General features: G+C 67.6%; 10 protein-coding genes. 5 read left to right on the top strand and 5 right to left on the bottom strand.

Annotation, left to right across the window (positions count from 1 at the left end):
- Positions 1-5: 5 nt before the first annotated feature.
- The 4 genes from ugpC to ugpB all read right to left on the bottom strand — a co-directional run bounded on the left by ugpC (position 6) and on the right by ugpB (position 4187).
- On the bottom strand, positions 6-1061 hold the full coding sequence (gene ugpC / locus QUV18_RS00050) for a sn-glycerol-3-phosphate ABC transporter ATP-binding protein UgpC (protein ID WP_300891165.1): 1056 nt from the start codon (positions 1059-1061) through the stop codon (positions 6-8).
- Positions 1062-1066: 5 nt separating this feature from the next.
- Positions 1067-1912, bottom strand: coding sequence for a sn-glycerol-3-phosphate ABC transporter permease UgpE (gene ugpE / locus QUV18_RS00045; protein ID WP_300891164.1), 846 nt, complete (start codon positions 1910-1912; stop codon positions 1067-1069).
- A gap of 1 nt (position 1913) precedes the next feature.
- Positions 1914-2798 (bottom strand): sn-glycerol-3-phosphate ABC transporter permease UgpA, encoded by an 885-nt coding sequence (ugpA, locus tag QUV18_RS00040; protein ID WP_300891163.1) that lies wholly within the window; start codon positions 2796-2798, stop codon positions 1914-1916.
- Between the two features lie 78 nt (positions 2799-2876).
- Positions 2877-4187: a sn-glycerol-3-phosphate ABC transporter substrate-binding protein UgpB gene (ugpB, locus tag QUV18_RS00035; protein ID WP_300891161.1), complete on the bottom strand. Its 1311-nt coding sequence runs from the start codon at positions 4185-4187 to the stop codon at positions 2877-2879.
- Positions 4188-4465: 278 nt separating this feature from the next.
- Between ugpB and QUV18_RS00030 the strand changes: the two genes are divergently transcribed.
- The 5 genes from QUV18_RS00030 (at position 4466) to QUV18_RS00010 (ending at position 9738) form a co-directional block, all read left to right on the top strand.
- On the top strand, positions 4466-4663 hold the full coding sequence (locus QUV18_RS00030) for a hemin uptake protein HemP (protein ID WP_300891160.1): 198 nt from the start codon (positions 4466-4468) through the stop codon (positions 4661-4663).
- A 24-nt stretch (positions 4664-4687) separates the two neighbouring features.
- Positions 4688-5965 carry an imelysin family protein gene (locus QUV18_RS00025; RefSeq protein ID WP_300891158.1) on the top strand — a complete coding sequence of 426 codons (1278 nt, stop codon included), beginning with the start codon at positions 4688-4690 and terminating at the stop codon, positions 5963-5965.
- Between the two features lie 155 nt (positions 5966-6120).
- On the top strand, positions 6121-7656 hold the full coding sequence (locus tag QUV18_RS00020; protein ID WP_300891156.1) for a di-heme oxidoredictase family protein: 1536 nt from the start codon (positions 6121-6123) through the stop codon (positions 7654-7656).
- Positions 7656-8660, top strand: coding sequence for an imelysin family protein (locus QUV18_RS00015; RefSeq protein ID WP_300891154.1), 1005 nt, complete (start codon positions 7656-7658; stop codon positions 8658-8660). The genes QUV18_RS00020 and QUV18_RS00015 overlap by 1 nt, the downstream gene beginning before the upstream one ends.
- A 4-nt stretch (positions 8661-8664) precedes the next feature.
- Positions 8665-9738 (top strand): DUF1513 domain-containing protein, encoded by a 1074-nt coding sequence (locus tag QUV18_RS00010; RefSeq protein WP_300891152.1) that lies wholly within the window; start codon positions 8665-8667, stop codon positions 9736-9738.
- Positions 9739-9744: 6 nt separating this feature from the next.
- Here QUV18_RS00010 and QUV18_RS00005 read toward each other — a convergent pair whose 3' ends face one another.
- Positions 9745-15174, bottom strand: a complete 5430-nt coding sequence (locus QUV18_RS00005) for a toll/interleukin-1 receptor domain-containing protein (protein WP_300891150.1) — start codon at positions 15172-15174, stop codon at positions 9745-9747.
- Positions 15175-15406 lie beyond the last annotated feature (232 nt).

Genomic DNA, 15406 nt, shown 5'->3' with positions numbered 1-15406 from the left:
GCGGTCTATCCCAGCCGCTGCCCCGTCTCGGTGGAGAAGAAATGCAGGGCGCCGGGGTGCGGTGCGAGTGGCAGGGTATCGCCCGGTTTGGGAATGTCGGGACCGGTAACGCTGGCAACAAGTTCGGTTCCGGTGCCCTTCAGGACGCCATGCACATTGGCCGTGGCGCCGAGGCGTTCGACGACCTGCACCTTCAAGGGCAGGGGGCCGCTGGGTGTAGGCACGAGGTGTTCAGGGCGGATGCCGATGGTGACCGGGCCGATGGCGGGGCGGTCGGGCGAGAGGACGTGGCCGGTCTCGAGCATGACGCCCTCGCCGGTGGCGGTGCCGGGCAGGACGTTCATCGGCGGCGAACCGATGAAGCCCGCGACGAAGGTGGTGGCGGGGTTTTCGTAGATTTCGAGCGGCGGGCCGGCCTGTTCGATCCGGCCGGCGTTCATGATGACCAGCTTGTCGGCGAGCGTCATCGCCTCGAGCTGGTCATGGGTGACGTAGATCGAGGTGGTGCCGAGGCGCTGTTGCAGGGCCCGGATTTCCACGCGCGTCTTCACCCGCAGCTTGGCGTCGAGGTTCGATAGCGGTTCGTCGAAGAGAAACGCGGTGGGGTCGCGGACGATGGCGCGGCCCATGGCGACGCGCTGGCGCTGGCCGCCGGAGAGCTGGCGGGGCTTGCGGTCGAGGAAGTCCGACAGACCGAGGGTTTGCGCGGCGTCGCGGACGGCGGCATCGATCCGGTCCTTCGGCTCGCCCCGGTTGCGCAGGCCGTAGGCCATGTTGTCGTAGACGGTCATGTGCGGGTAGAGCGCGTAGTTCTGGAAAACCATGGAGATGTCGCGCTCGACCGGTTCGAGCTCGTTCACGCGGCGGCCGCCGATGCGGATCTCGCCGCCGGTGACGGTTTCGAGGCCGGCGACCATGCGCAGGAGGGTGGACTTGCCGCAGCCCGAGGGGCCGACCAGCACGCAAAGTTCGCCCGCCGCGATGGAAAGGGAGAGGTCGGGGATGACCTCGACCCCACCGGGATAGACCTTGCGGACGTGTTCGATGGCGATGTCTGACATTGTTCTTACTTCTCGGTTTCGACGAGGCCGCGCACGAAGAGGCGCTGCATACCGATGATGACCATCACGGGCGGCAGCATGGCGAGGATGGCGGTGGCCATGATCAGGTTCCAGAGTGGCTGTTCCTCGCCCGCGTTGGCCATGCGCTGGATGCCCATGACGACGGTGTAATAGCTTTCATCCGTGGTCACGAGGAGCGGCCAGAGATACTGGTTCCAGCCGTAGATGAAGAGGATCACCGACAGGGCGGCGAGGTTGGTGCGGCTGAGCGGGATCAGGATGTCGCGGAAGAATTTCAGCGGGCCGGCACCGTCGACGCGGGCGGCCTCGGTCAGCTCGTCGGGGACGGTCATGAAGAATTGCCGGAAGAGGAAGGTGGCGGTGGCCGACGCGATGAGGGGGATGGAGAGCCCGGCATAGGAATTGAGCATGCCGAGCTGGGCCACGACCTCATAGGTGGGCAGGATGCGCACCTCGACCGGCAGCATCAGGGTGATGAATATCGTCCAGAAGGCCAGCACGCGGAAGGGGAAGCGGAAATAGACGATGGCGAAGGCCGAGAGCAGCGAAATGGCGACCTTGCCGGCGGTGATGGCGATGGCCATGACAGCCGAGTTGAAGAGCATCAGGCCGATGGGCGGGGCGCCGACGGAGGAAAGGCCTTCGCCGAGTACTTGCGCGTAGTTGGTGAGGAACTCGCCGCCGGGCAGGAGGGGGATGCCGCTGCCGACCTCGCGTGCCGTGTGGGTCGAGGCGATGAAGGCCACGTAGATCGGGAAGACGAAGAGCGCGGCGCCGAGGATCAGCAGGCCGTGCTGGACGATGTTGAGGACGGGGCGGTTCTCGACCATCTCAGTATTCCACCCGGCGTTCGATATAGCGGAACTGGATCGCCGTGAGGGCGATGACGATGACCATCAGCACCACCGATTGCGCGGCCGAGGAGCCGAGGTTCAGCCCCTCGAAGGCGTCTCGCCAGACCTTGTAGACAAGGATGTTGGTGGCGTTGCCGGGCCCGCCGCTGGTGGTGGCGTGGACGACGCCGAAGGTCTCGAAGAAGGCGTAGACGAGGTTCACGACCAGCAGGAAGAAGACGGTGGGCGACAGGAGCGGAAGCTGGATGGTCAAGAAGCGTTTGACCGGGCCTGCGCCGTCGATGGCGGCGGCTTCGGTGAGGGAGCGGGGGATGGCCTGAAGGCCGGCGAGGAAGAAGAGGAAATTGTAGCTGACCTGCCGCCACGCGGCGGCGATGACGATGAGGGCCATGGCGTCAGTGCCGCTGACATAGTGGCTCCAGTCATAGCCCAGCCCATCGAGCGCGTAGGCGATGATGCCGATGGTGGGGTTGAAGAGGAACCACCAGAGCACGCCCGCCACCGCCGGGGCCACGGCGTAGGGCCAGATCAGCAGCGTCCTATAGGTGAGCGCGCCGCGCAGGACGCGGTCGGCCATGACGGCGAGGACCAGCGCGATCAGCATGGACAGGGCGGTGACCAGCGTACTGAAAACGATCGTGGTGATGAAACTGTCGAGGTAGCGCGGGTCGGCGAAGAGGCGGGCGAAGTTCTTGAGGCCGACGAACTCGGTGCGCAGGCCGAAGGCGTCCTGTCGCAGAAGCGACTGGTAGATCGCCTGGCTGGCGGGCCAGAGGAAGAAGACGATTGTGATGAGGATCTGCGGCGCGATCAGCGCGTAGGGCAGCCAGCGGTGCCGGAAGGTGACTCTCTTGGCGCGCAATGCGGGGCTCCGGTCTTTGATCGTGCGGAAAGCGGCCCGGGCGCGCCGGGCCGCTTTCGTGTGGCCGATCGGTTGGGATCAGCTGTTGGTGTCCTGGAACTCGCGCAGCAGTTGGTTGCCGCGGTCGGCGGCCTTGTCGAGCGCCTCGTTCGCGGTCTGGTCGCCGGCCCAGAGGGCTTCGAGCTCTTCGTTGATGATGTCGCGGATCTGGACGAAATTGCCGAAGCGGATGCCGCGGGAATTCTCGGTCGGCTCGTTCAGCGAAAGCTGCTTGATCGCGGTGTCGGTGCCGGGGAATTCGTCGTAGAAGCCCTGTTCCTGCGAGAGTTCATAGGCCGCCGTGGTGATCGGCACGTAGCCCGAGGACTGGTGCCAGTCGGCCTGCACTTCGGGCGTGGACATGTAGTTGAAGAACTCGGCGACGCCCTGGTATTCGGCGTCGTCATGGCCTTCGAGCACCCAGAGGGTGGCGCCGCCGATGATCGAGTTCTGGGCCTCGTCGCGGGCCGCGGTGTTCACCGGCAGCATGGCCTGGCCGAATTCGAATTCCGCCTGCTCGGAGATGCCGGCGTAATAGGCCGACGAGTTCATCCACATGGCGCATTCGCCGGTGGTGAAGAGCGGGAGGGAGTCGCCGCGGCGGCCGCCGTACTTGAACATGCCGTCAGCCTGGCTGTCGGCGATGCGCTGCAGCAGTTCGGTGAGGTCGGAGCTTTCGTTGAAGACGAACTCGGTGTCGGTGCCGGCGAAGCCGTTCTGCTGGGTGCCGATCGGCTGGTCATGCCAGGCGAGGTAGTTTTCGACCATCACCCACGACTGCCAGCCGAAGGAAAAGGCGCAATCGGCGTTGTTGGCTTTCAGTTTCTCGGCGGCTTCGAACATCGCGTCCCAGGTCTGGGGCACTTCTTCGACGCCGGCGGCGTCGAGCATGTCCTTGTTGTACCACATCACAGGGGTCGAGGAGTTGAAGGGCAGCGAGAGCAGGTCGCCCTCGGGCGTGGTGTAGTAGGATTTCACGGCCGGCAGGTAGGCGTCGGCATCCCACTCGATATCGGCGTTGCCCATCACCTCGTAGACCGGCTTCACGGCGCCTTGCGCCGCCATCATGGTGGCGGTGCCGACCTCGAAGACCTGCACGACATGCGGCTGCTCGCCCGCGCGGAAGGCGGCGATGGCGGCGGTCATGTTCTCGGTGTAGTTGCCCTTGTAGGTGGGGACGATCTTGTACTCGTCCTGCATCTCGTTGAAATCGGCGGCGATTTCTTCGACCTTCTCGCCGAGGGCGCCGCCCATGGCGTGCCAGAAATTGATCTCGGTCTGCGCAAGCACGGGCGAGGCGGCAAAGGCCAGCGACGCTGCAAGCGCGGCGATGGAAGTATAGGATTTCATCGTCGGTCTCCGAAGAAGTCAAATGTTGGGAGGCCGGGCGGGGGCCCGGCGGGGTGTGGCGATAAACAACCACGCGGCTTCGGAACTCTCAAATGAAGGTTTTATAACATAACCGGCTGGCGCGGCGACGGTTTGACAAATCCGACAAAACAACTCAAGTTCTTGGCGACAGCCAGGCCGGTGATTCCGGAACTGCCATTTCTCGCGCGCTCCCGCATCGGGCCCGCCGGCGCATGGGCTGCGCGTCCAGACCGTAACCAGACCAGCCGGAGCGGCCCATGTCAGTCAATTTTCCCGGCCTTCCCAAGGATGCGCGCGCGGTTCCGCAGGCGACCGATGACGTGCCCGAGGCCGTCACCCCCGCCTATTTCGCCAACGACCTGACCCGCGACGGAAAGCTCGCGTTCATCTGCCACCAGGACCAGGTCTACACCTTGCGGATCACCCGCTCGGGCAAGCTGATCCTGAACAAGTAGCCCAAAAAGGAGGAGACAGTTCCCATGACCCTACCCAAGCCAAGCACAAGTGCGCTGGCCCTTGCCCTCGCGCTCGGCCAAGCCGGTTTTGCCGCGGCCGAGACCGCAAAGGCCGATGTCCTCGCGAATTACGCCGACATCGCGGCGGCCAAGTACGAGGACAGCCTGACCACCGCCAAGCGGCTTCAGGAGGCTGTCAGCGCGTTGGTGTCCGACCCGTCTGCCGAGGCACTGAACACGGCGAAAGAGGCGTGGCTGGCCGCGCGGGTGCCCTACCAGCAGACCGAGGTCTATCGGTTCGGCAACGCTATCGTCGATGACTGGGAGGGCAAGGTGAACGCCTGGCCGCTCGACGAGGGGCTGATCGACTATGTCGATGCCAGCTATGGCGGGCCGTCGGATGCCAACGAGCTGGCGGCACTGAACGTGGTGGCGAACGAAAGCTTCACCCTGTCGGGCGAGGAAGTCGATGCGTCGGAGATCACGCCAGAGCTGCTGGAAGGCTCGCTGCACGAGGCGGACGGGGTCGAGGCGAACGTGGCCACGGGCTACCACGCCATCGAGTTCCTGCTTTGGGGGCAGGACCTGAACGGCCATGAACCGGGCGCGGGCGAGCGGCCCTGGACGGATTACGCGGCAGGCGACGAGTGCACGAATGGGCATTGCGACCGCCGGGGCGCCTACCTGACGGCGGCAACCGATCTGCTGGTTTCGGACCTCGAATGGATCACCGCGCAATGGCAGGAGGGTGGTGAGGCCCGCGCGGCGCTGATGGAAGATGAAAATGCCGGTCTGTCGGCGATCCTGACCGGCATGGGCTCGCTGTCCTACGGCGAGCAGGCGGGCGAGCGGATGCGGCTTGGCCTGATGCTGAACGATCCCGAGGAAGAGCATGACTGCTTCTCGGACAACACCCATAACAGCCATTACTATGACGGGCTGGGCATTCAGAACGTGTACCTGGGTGAGTACGTGCGCACCGATGGCACGGTGGTGAGCGGTGCATCGCTGTCGGACATGGTGGCCGAGACCGACGAGGCGCTCGATGCCGAGATGCAGGCCAAGCTGTCGGTGATGATGCGGGAGCTTGGCCAGATCAAGACCGCGGCCGAGGCCGGGTTCACCTATGACCAGATGCTCGAGGCCGGCAACGACAAGGGCGAGGCGCTGGTGATGGGCGGGGTCGACGCGCTGATCGACCAGACCCGCTCGATCGAGCGGGTGGTTTCGGCGCTGGGGCTCGACGGGATCGAGTTCGAGGGATCCGACAGTCTGGATAATCCCGGGGCCGTGTTCCAGTAGGGTGACGGGTTTCAGGTGCGCAGCGTGCAGCCCCGGGTTTGCGCCCGGGGCTGCGGCATTTTGAAACCGTTTCGGGATTTGATACCTGACAGAAATGCTCGTATTGAGATGGTGAGCCCCCGCGCGACACCATCGCAGACCCGGGACAGACACCTATGAGACGTCCTTCGCATCTTCGCCGGCTTACGGTTGCCGGCTTTGCCGTTCTGACAGGCGGGACCGCCGCGCTGGCGGGTGTGCTGGACGAGCCGCATTTGCGGGTCGTGCCACGCACCGGTGCCGAACTGGACCGGATCGCCAAAGCCCTGGCGGCGCCGGAGGATTTCTCGAAGGCGCAGGCATTCGAGGAGATGTCGGCCGGGGCCGCCACGGTGCGCCCGCGCGACAATCCGGATGCGTTTTCCCAGCCTTCGGGCAACATGCCGTTTGCCGCCGAGCTTGATTTCAAGGTTGGCAACGGGCTTTTCCGGAAACTATGGGTCTCGTCGCCGTCTTCGACGCTGGCCTCCGACGGGCTGGGGCCGCTGTTCAACGCGCGGTCCTGCCAGCGGTGCCACCTGAAAGACGGGCGCGGCCATCCGCCGGAAGGGCCGGAGGATTCGGCGGTGTCGATGTTCCTGCGCGTCTCGATCCCCGGGGGCGAGGAACAGGCGATGGCGGAGATCGAGGATTACATCTCGACCAGGCCGGAGCCGACCTATGGCGCGCAGTTGCAGGATTTCAGCCTGCCGGGGCACAAGGCCGAGTACCGGCTGAAGGTGACCTACGAGGAGCGCGAGGTGGCCTTGTCGGGCGGCGAGACGGCAAGCCTGCGGGTGCCCACTTACGAGGCGGCCGACCTGGGCTATGGCCCGCTCCACCCCGGGGCGATGCTGAGCCCCCGGGTGGCGCCGCAGATGATCGGGCTGGGTTTGCTCGAGGCGATCCCGGCGGCGGACATCATGGAGAGGGCCGACCCGGGCGATGCAGATGGCGACGGCATTTCCGGGCGGCCAAACATCATCTGGTCGCTGGAATTCGATATGCCGATGCTGGGCCGGTTCGGGCACAAGGCCGGCGCGCCGACGATCCGGCACCAGACGGCCTCGGCCTTTGCCGGGGATATCGGGATTTCCAACCCGCTGTTCCCCGACCCGTGGGGCGAATGCACAGAGGCGCAGGCGGACTGCCGCGCCGGGCCGCATGGCGACGGGGATGACCGGCTGCACGAGATCGATGGCGAGGGGCTGGGGCTAGTGACCTTCTACAGCCGCAATCTTGCCGTGCCCGCGCGTCGGGATGTGTCCGATCCGATGGTCCTGCGCGGCAAGAAACTGTTCTACGACACCGGCTGCACGTCATGCCACACGCCGGCCTTTGTCACGCACCGGCTGGAGGATCAGCCGGAGCAGAGCTTCCAGCTCATCTGGCCTTATACTGACATGCTGCTGCACGACATGGGCGAGGGGCTCGCCGATAATCGGCCCGAAGCGCGGGCGACCGGCCGGGAATGGCGGACCGCGCCGCTTTGGGGCGTGGGGATGACCGAGCGCGTTTCGGGGCACACGTATTTCCTGCATGACGGGCGGGCGCGGTCGCTTCTGGAGGCCATCCTGTGGCATGGCGGAGAGGCGCAGGCGCAGCGGGATGCGGTGGTGGAGATGTCCCCGGACGACCGCGCCGCGCTGATCGAATTTCTGGAGAGCCTGTGATGAAACACGTCCTTGCCGCCTTGCTGATCGCCCTGCCGCTGGCCGCGCCGGCGCAGGACCGGGCCGGCATGATCCGCGGCATCGTCGAGGAGGAGATCGTCGGTGGCTTCGCCGAACTGGAACAGGCGGCCGCGCGGTTGGTCGAGGTGGCGGGGCAGGACTGTACCCACCCGGGCCTGCACGACAGCTATGCCGCCGCGTTCCTGGCCTGGGCAAGGGTCAGCCACTTGCGTTTCGGCCCGTCGGAAGAGGAGAACCGCGCCTTCGCGTTGGCCTATTGGCCTGATCCACGGGGGCGAACAGCGAGCGCGATCCGCAAGATGCTGGCGGATGGCAACGAGGATCTGCTTGCGCCGGAGACCTATGCCGACATGTCCATCGCGGTGCGCGGGTTCTATGCGCTTGATTTCCTCATGCACGAGAAAGACCTGGCGGAGATCGGCACGCCGGAATATCGCTGTGCGCTGGTTCGGACGATCGTGGCGGATATCCACGGCACGACCGGCGAGCTGGCCGAGGCGTGGGAGGGTTTTGCGCCGATGCTGACCGAGCCGGGCGCCGACAGCCCCTACCGGACCGAGGACGAGGTCTTGCAGGTGCTCTACAAGTCGGCCAGCACCGGGCTTGAATTCGCCTCGGACATGCGGCTTGGCCGGCCTTTGGGCACGTTCGAGCGGCCCCGCCCGAACTGGGCCGAAGCGTATCGTTCGGGGTTGAGCCTGCAATTGTTGCAGGCGGCCGTGCGCGGTGCTGGCGGGCTGGCGGTGCGGCTGGCGGCGGACGATGCGACGTTGCAGGCCAGGCTGAAGGCGGAACTGGAGGATTTCCACGACAGCGCCGACGCCCTCGGCGACCCGGTCTTCGCCTCGGTGGCCGAACCGACAGGCCGGTTCCGGGTGGAATCGCTGCAGACCGACCTGCAGGAGGTGCGAGAGGTGGTGCAGGGCGAGCTTGGCCCGGCGCTGGGCGTCTCGGCGGGGTTCAATTCGATGGACGGAGACTGACGCCATGCCGACGCGCCGCGGATTCCTTGCCGGGTTGATGGCTTCGGGGCTGGCCCCCTGCGCAAGCTGGGCCGATGCGGGCAGCCCGGCCTTTCTCGCCGCGGCAAAGGTGCCCTCGGGTGCGTTCGCGCTCATCGGGCTCAGCGCGACCGGAGAGCGGCTGTTCGAGATTCCGCTGCCGGGGCGCGGCCATGCGGCGGCGGCTCATCCCAGCCGGCCATTGGCTGTGGCCTTCGCCCGGCGGCCGGGGCATTTCGCGCTGGTGATCGATTGCGTGACCGGGGAAACGGTGCGGCGGCTCGATACGCCGGAGGGGTTTCATTTCTACGGGCACGGGGCGTTCTCGGCGGATGGGGCGATGCTGTTCACCACCGAGAATGATTATGAGACCGGTCGCGGGATGATAGGCATCTGGGATGCGGCGGGCGGGTTCGCGCGGTTGGGGGCCTTTCCCTCGGGCGGGGTCGGGCCGCACGAGCTTCGGTTGATGCCGGATGGCGAGGCGCTGGTTGTCGCCAATGGCGGGATCGAGACGCACCCGGATGCCGGGCGCCAGAAGCTGAACATCCCGACGATGCGGCCGAACCTGAGCCACCTGGCCTTCGATGGGACGCTGCTGGATCAGGCGGAACCGCCCACGTCGTGGCACAAGAATTCCATGCGCCATATCACGGTGCGAGGGGACGGGCTGGTGGCGATCGCCTGCCAGTGGCAGGGGGCGATGACGGAGGTGCCGCCGCTACTTGCGACGCATCGGATGGGCGGGCCGCTGGCGTTTCACGGGTTCGGGCCGGGCGCGGAATACGACCTGCAAGGCTATCTCGGCAGCGTGGCGTTTTCCGGCAGCGGAGAGGAGATCGCCGTCACCGGCCCGCGCGGCGGGATGGCGGTGGTCACCGATGCCGAAGGCCGGGTGATCCGGCGATTGGACCAGCGCGACATTTGCGGCGCGGCGCCGGGGGTGGACGGTTTCGTGTTCACGACCGGCGAGGGGCGTATGCTGGCCGACAACGGCGTGACGCGCGACCTCGCCGGGCACGACTGCGCGTGGGACAATCACCTCGTGCCCATCGGCTGAGACGCCTTAGCGCTCGGCCTGTTCCAACTGGACAAGGAACCGCTTGGCATAGGCGTGTTCAAGTGCCGGTGTATAGCCCGTCTCGCGCGTCTGGCGGAGGAGGGCCAGGCCATCCTCGGTGCGGCCCTGCGCGATGTCCCGCATGGCGGCGTAGAACAGCGCCTCGGTCAGCAGTTCCTCGCTGGGGAGGCCGATCTTCGACAGGGCGTGGCCGTCGAACTGCGCGGGGTCCTGCAGGACGCCTATCAGGTGATCCAGCCGGTAGCCTTCCACCTCTTCCCCCAGCGCGGCGGCGAGCAGGACCTCGCGCCAGACGTCGGCGTCTTCGAGGTCGAGCCGCCTGTCCCACGTGGCGGGGTCGACCCGCTGCCAGTTTCGCCGAAGGAGGGTAGGCGCGCCGGCCAGGTCGCCTCCCTGCGCGTAGAGCATCAGCGCCACCAGCTTGGCATAGGGGTGATCGACGCGGTCGGTGACGGTGCGGGCGACGGTCTGCCAGTCCTGGTAACGGTAGAGGACCTGGGCTGCGGCGCGCCAGAGCCACGGGGCGGCACAGGGGCCGGCATAGGCCTGCAGGCAGTCGGTGTCGCGGGGGAGGGCGACCATGTCGGGCAGCAAACCCTCGCCATCGCCCGCCTCGATGGCCTGCGCCAGATGCAGGGCGTGCAGGTTGGCGAGGTTGGCGGGGTCGACCGAGGCCACGTCGGCGGCCGACAGGGCGTCTTCGATGAGCGCGCTGGCGGCGTCGGGGCCATCCTGCGCCGCGGTGACCTGGGTCAGCGCCGGCAGGACGGCGAAGCGGAAAGCGGGGTGGCCCATGGCGCGGTTCAGGTGGGCTTTGGCATCGCCGTCTCCTGCTGCCTGGGCCACGAGGCCACGCAGGAAGCTGACATAGGCGGCGTACCAGTCGGCCTTCGGCCCGGCGTAGTCGGGTGCCAGGCCTCGCGCCGCTTGGAAGAGGTCGAGCATGGCGGTGACGCGCTGGCGGTCGGCCGGGTCACTGGATGCGGCCAGCGCCTCGGCGGCAAAGAGGCCGGTCTCGGGTTTGCCGGCCTGTTCGGCCAGCGCCAATACCCGGCGCATGCAGGGGCGGGTGTCGATGCGGTAATAGCAATCGGTGGCCAGTGCCTGCCCGAGCGTATCGGTGCGCGCGGGGTCGTCGATGCGGGAGAGGCCGCCTTGCAGGAAGCGCTCGCCGACAGCCAGTGCGCCGGGGGTTTCCGAGAGGGGATCGTGCCGCTGCCAGATGGTGCGGCCAAGCCAGACGGCCTCTTCCGGGTCGAGGTCGTCCTCGGCACGGAGCGTGGCGGCATAGGAGATCGCAGCATCGAGCCAGTCGCGCATGCCGGCCTTGTGCTGCGCGGCGAGGCGGCAGAGGCCGAAGCGGGTACTGTCGTCGGGGGGCAGGGACGTGTCGAGCACGAGGTCAAGCTGCTGAATGCCGAGCTGGCCGAGGTCGGGCCGGGTGGGGGTGCGGCAGTCGTCGCGCAGGCGGTCGGCCAGCATGGCAGGGGCGGCGTCGGCATAGGCGGTAAGGAAGCTGTCGCGGGCGGTTTCGGCGTCCTGCGTGATGGCGCGTTCGAAGGCGGCATTGGCGGCGGGGATGTCATCGGCGAGAAGATGCGCGACGCCATCGGCGACGGCAGCGTTGCCCGGCGCGGCGGAGGGGTCGGTCCGCGCCGCCCGGTCCGAGAGTTCGCGCCACAGGGCGAGGTGTGCCTCGCCATCCGCTACCCCGTGGGCCGCGACGGAGAAGACCAGCGCGCCCAGCAGCCAGTCGAACCGCGGCAGGTGGGCGGCATCGGCGCCGTCCGGGCGCGCGCCGGACGTTTCATGCCGGACAAGCCCGGCCACGAGCTGCATCAGGTCGGTATGGGCAAAGGTCTCCAGTGCCCAGCGCTTGCGGCCCTGCGCGGCGCTGTCGAGGTAGCCGGCCATGTCATGCGGAAAGACGAAGCGCGCCGGGTCTGACAACACGCGGGTTTCCAGCGCCCGGAATACGGCGTCGATGGTGGCGGCGGGGTCGTCGGTGTCGGGGGTGAGGGGCTCGGTCCAGTCGCTATCGAGGACTTCAACCGCCACGTCCCCCGGCCCCAGCCGCGCATCCGAGCGCATGGCGATGTCGAGCGTCACCAGCCCGGTTTTCCGCCTGAGTCTTTCCAGCGCGGCGTCGCGCGTGTCGAGGAAGGCGTCGGAGAGTTGCAGGGTTCGGTCGCGGTAGATGGCCTGGGTTACGGGGTGCCAGGCCTCGAAGGGCTGGCTGGCGTCGGGGGTGGGCAGCAGCAGGCGCACCGGGGCGGTCAGCGGATCGGTCGCCTCGCGACCGGCGCTGGTGACGCCATCCTCCGGCTCGGCGGTGCGAAGCGTGACCCGCTCGCTCCGGTCTGGCGCGATCGAGGCGGGGGCCGAGGGGCGGCTGTAGGCAGATTGCCCGAAGCTGCCCGCGGCGAAGGGGTCGTTCTCCTCGCTCAGCGCCGCCACCTCGCGCGTCCGGCGGATGGGCCCGTGCATGTAGAGCCCCGCCTGCCAGCCCGCCCCCTCATGCGCGGCGGCCATGTCGATATCGCGCGCGCCGGGGCCGTGGCTGGCGATCAGGCCGAGGCTGAACAGCATGTCGTCGAGCGAATGCCCCGCGTCGAGCCAGGCCAGCATGTCCTCGCGCACATGCGGCCCGCGGATGGCGAGGTATTCGTTGACGGTGATGTCATAGGCCTCGGGGAAGCGGCGGAAGAAATAGTCGACCGCCGCCGTGTCGAGCACGATCTGCGGGTCGGCGACGATGAGATTGCCGAGGAGCAAGGTGAAATCCGCGCCGGGCGGCAGCACGCGGCTGCCCGCCTCGCGGTCGCGGCCCGCGTTCCAGATCGGAACGCTCCAGTCAGGCACGTAGTAGTGATCTGGCGAGCCGGTCACCGCCTCGGCGGGGGCGAAGCTGGCGCGGTTGGCCTCGAAGAATGCCTTCAGGTCACCGCTGTCGAGTTTCGAGGCGTCGAGGATATGGCGCCCGTCGGTCTCGGGCAGCATGGCGTCGAACACCACCTCCCCCGCACGGCGGATCACCACTCGGCGGGGCGGGAAGGCCGGGTTCTCGACCAGTTGCAGGAAGCCCGGCACCGGCAGGCCCCATTCCCCGGCGATCCGGTCGGCGCGCGGGCGCCAGAGGATCGGGAACAGCTCTGCGTCGACGCCGCGTTCCGAGGAATATTCCAGTTCGTAAAGGCTGCTCTCCGGCGCATCGAGCGCCTCGAGCGCGAAATCGGCGATGGCGTATTCGGGGTCGACCGTTGTCTGCGCGGAACTCAGCACCCGGCGCAGGATGGCGAAGCGGTCCTCGCGGGTACGGGCATAGGGGTCCTGCAGGATGTAATAGGTGAAGCTTTCCAGCGTGCTGATATCCTGCGCCTGCATGGCGGCGGCGACGCGTTCGTCGAAGCCGGCCTCGCGCTCGGCCAGCATGCGGCGTTCGGATTGCTGCCACGACCAGACGCCGAGCCCGACCGCCGCCACGGCCACGCCCGCGGCAATGGAGGTGGTCAGGATGCCCCGGCGCCGCAGCCGCGTGCAGGCGGCCAGATACGCCCGGTCGGCGGCGCCCAGCCGGTCGCGGTAGCGGGGGTTGGCCAACAGGGCGCGCGCGTCGGCAAGGCGCTGGCCGCGATGGGTCAGAAGGCTGGTATTGCGGCCGGACTGATCCCATGCGCGGGCGGCGTCGGCGACGGCGCGCAGGGTGCCGATGCGGGCGATTTCCGGCTCGAGCCAGGCCTGCATCCGGTCCCATTCCCGGAACAGCGCCTCATGCGCAACCTCGACCGTGGCATCCTCGCCCACACCCCGGCGGACGATGAGGCGCCACGCCTCGAACTGGCGCAGAAGCGCCTGTTCCTCGGGGGTAAACCCGGCCCACACGGCGGTGCGCCGGGTGGCCTTGCCATCGGCATCGACATCGACAAGGGCCGGGATGAAGCAGGTTTCGGCAAGCGCCGCGCGATCCTTCGGCTGCCCGGGCGGCGGGCCAGTGTCTTCTCCCGGCGCCACGCCCGCCAACGCCCGTTCCGCGGCGTCGCGCAGCAGGCCTGAAAGACGGCCAAGCCGCTGGTAATCCTCGAGCAGCAATTCCTTGTCGGCGCTGAACTGGTCCCACAGCCGCTGCAGCGCGAAGGCCAGCAGCGGAAGCGCGTCACGCTCGGGGGCGTCGTCCATCAGCGCGTCGACAAGCTCGGGCGCAAGGCGCACGCCGTAGCGGGCGGCGGGTTGTTCCATCACGTCGCTGAACCGGAAAGGCGGCATCTGGCGCAGGTCGTAGCCGCGTGTCTTGAGCTGGCCGAAACCCGGATGCGCCTGCAGATCGGGCAGGCGGTCGGCGCGGATGGTCAACGCAGTCATCCAGCCGCGGGGCCCCTTGCTGACGGCAGCGAGGCAGGCAATGAGCTTTGCGGCGGCCGGGCTGTCGTCGCGCAGCAGCTCCTCGACCTGGTCGACGCTGATGAGGATCGTCGCGCCGGGCGAGCCGGCGGCGGTGCGGAGTTTCTCGGAGAGGAGGTCGAGCACCGCGGCCAGCGCGTCGGGGCTGGCGTCCTCTGCCAGCGCGTCCTTCAAGCGCTCGCGGATCTCTCCCGGCGCCTCGGCCGCGCCGTGATCGGCCAGCGTTTGCGAGATGGCACGTGCAAACCCGTCGAGCGCGTCGATGCCCGGCCGGAACACCCGCAGCGGCAGCCACGAGCGCGGCTCGCGCCTCAATCGCGGAATGACCCCGGCCTTGAGGAAAGAGGATTTGCCCGCCCCCGATACGCCGAGGATGGCCAGCGGCCGCCGGTCGGCATTGGCCCGCATCGAGCGCAGCTCCTCGATCGCCTCGGCGATCTCGCGGGAGCGGCCGTAGAAGATTGCCGCGTCCGCATCCCGGTCACCGAATGAGACGAGGCCGGGGAAGGGCGTGGGCCGCGCAGCCTGGTCGACGGAGAAGGCCGTCGGGTCGAGGCCGATCTCGGATTGTGCGCCGAAGGCCCGCAGGCTGCGCGCCAGCAGGTCGGCGGTGTCGGGGTCGCGGGACAGGTCGATCGTGGCATTGGGGGCCAGTGCGCCGCGCAGGTCGATCCCCTGCGTTTCCGCGAGCACCCGGCCCAACCGCCGCGCGGGCTCGCCCGTTCCCGGCGCGTCGATGTCGACGAAGAACAGCGGCAGGATGCTCTTGCCCATGTACCAGGCCGCCTGGAACTCGTTGAAGCAGTCCGAGGAGTTGAGCCAGTTTTCCGTCAGCACGCAGATCACCACCCGGCAGGCCGCAGCCTGGTCGCGGAGCCGGTCGGTCCAGTTGTCGCCGCCGAGGATGTCGAGATGGTCGACGAAAGTATCGCGAAAGCCGTTCTCGTGCAGCCACCGCAAAAGGTCGCCGGTCAGGGCGTCGTCCTTGGTTGCGTGGCTCAGGAACACAGTCGCCATGTCGCGCGCGACCCTTCTCTTTTTTCAAGACAGCCACAGCCGCGGCTTGGTTTCAAGTCTTACGTGGAAGGGCGGCACTTCCGTCGGAAACGCAGAAGGCCCGCCTTTTTGGCGGGCCTTTTTCTTTGTGAGGTTTTGGAGCTCAGTAGCACTGCCAGACGGTGACCCAGTTGCCGTAGTAGTCGTAGACGGTGATCCATTCGCAGTAATAGGCGGTGTCGACGGCGGCTTC

The organism is Roseovarius sp. (assembly GCF_030373445.1).
Classification (GTDB): Bacteria; Pseudomonadota; Alphaproteobacteria; order Rhodobacterales; family Rhodobacteraceae; genus Roseovarius.
This window is presented reverse-complemented; position numbering and strand designations above follow the sequence as displayed.

Coding starts and splice junctions, on each gene's coding strand:
- ugpC (WP_300891165.1), bottom strand. CDS start 1,061: ATGTCAGACATCGCCATCGAACACGTCCGCAAGGTCTATCCCGGTGGG.
- ugpE (WP_300891164.1), bottom strand. CDS start 1,912: ATGGTCGAGAACCGCCCCGTCCTCAACATCGTCCAGCACGGCCTGCTG.
- ugpB (WP_300891161.1), bottom strand. CDS start 4,187: ATGAAATCCTATACTTCCATCGCCGCGCTTGCAGCGTCGCTGGCCTTT.
- QUV18_RS00030 (WP_300891160.1), top strand. CDS start 4,466: ATGTCAGTCAATTTTCCCGGCCTTCCCAAGGATGCGCGCGCGGTTCCG.
- QUV18_RS00025 (WP_300891158.1), top strand. CDS start 4,688: ATGACCCTACCCAAGCCAAGCACAAGTGCGCTGGCCCTTGCCCTCGCG.
- QUV18_RS00020 (WP_300891156.1), top strand. CDS start 6,121: ATGAGACGTCCTTCGCATCTTCGCCGGCTTACGGTTGCCGGCTTTGCC.
- QUV18_RS00015 (WP_300891154.1), top strand. CDS start 7,656: ATGAAACACGTCCTTGCCGCCTTGCTGATCGCCCTGCCGCTGGCCGCG.
- QUV18_RS00010 (WP_300891152.1), top strand. CDS start 8,665: ATGCCGACGCGCCGCGGATTCCTTGCCGGGTTGATGGCTTCGGGGCTG.
- QUV18_RS00005 (WP_300891150.1), bottom strand. CDS start 15,174: ATGGCGACTGTGTTCCTGAGCCACGCAACCAAGGACGACGCCCTGACC.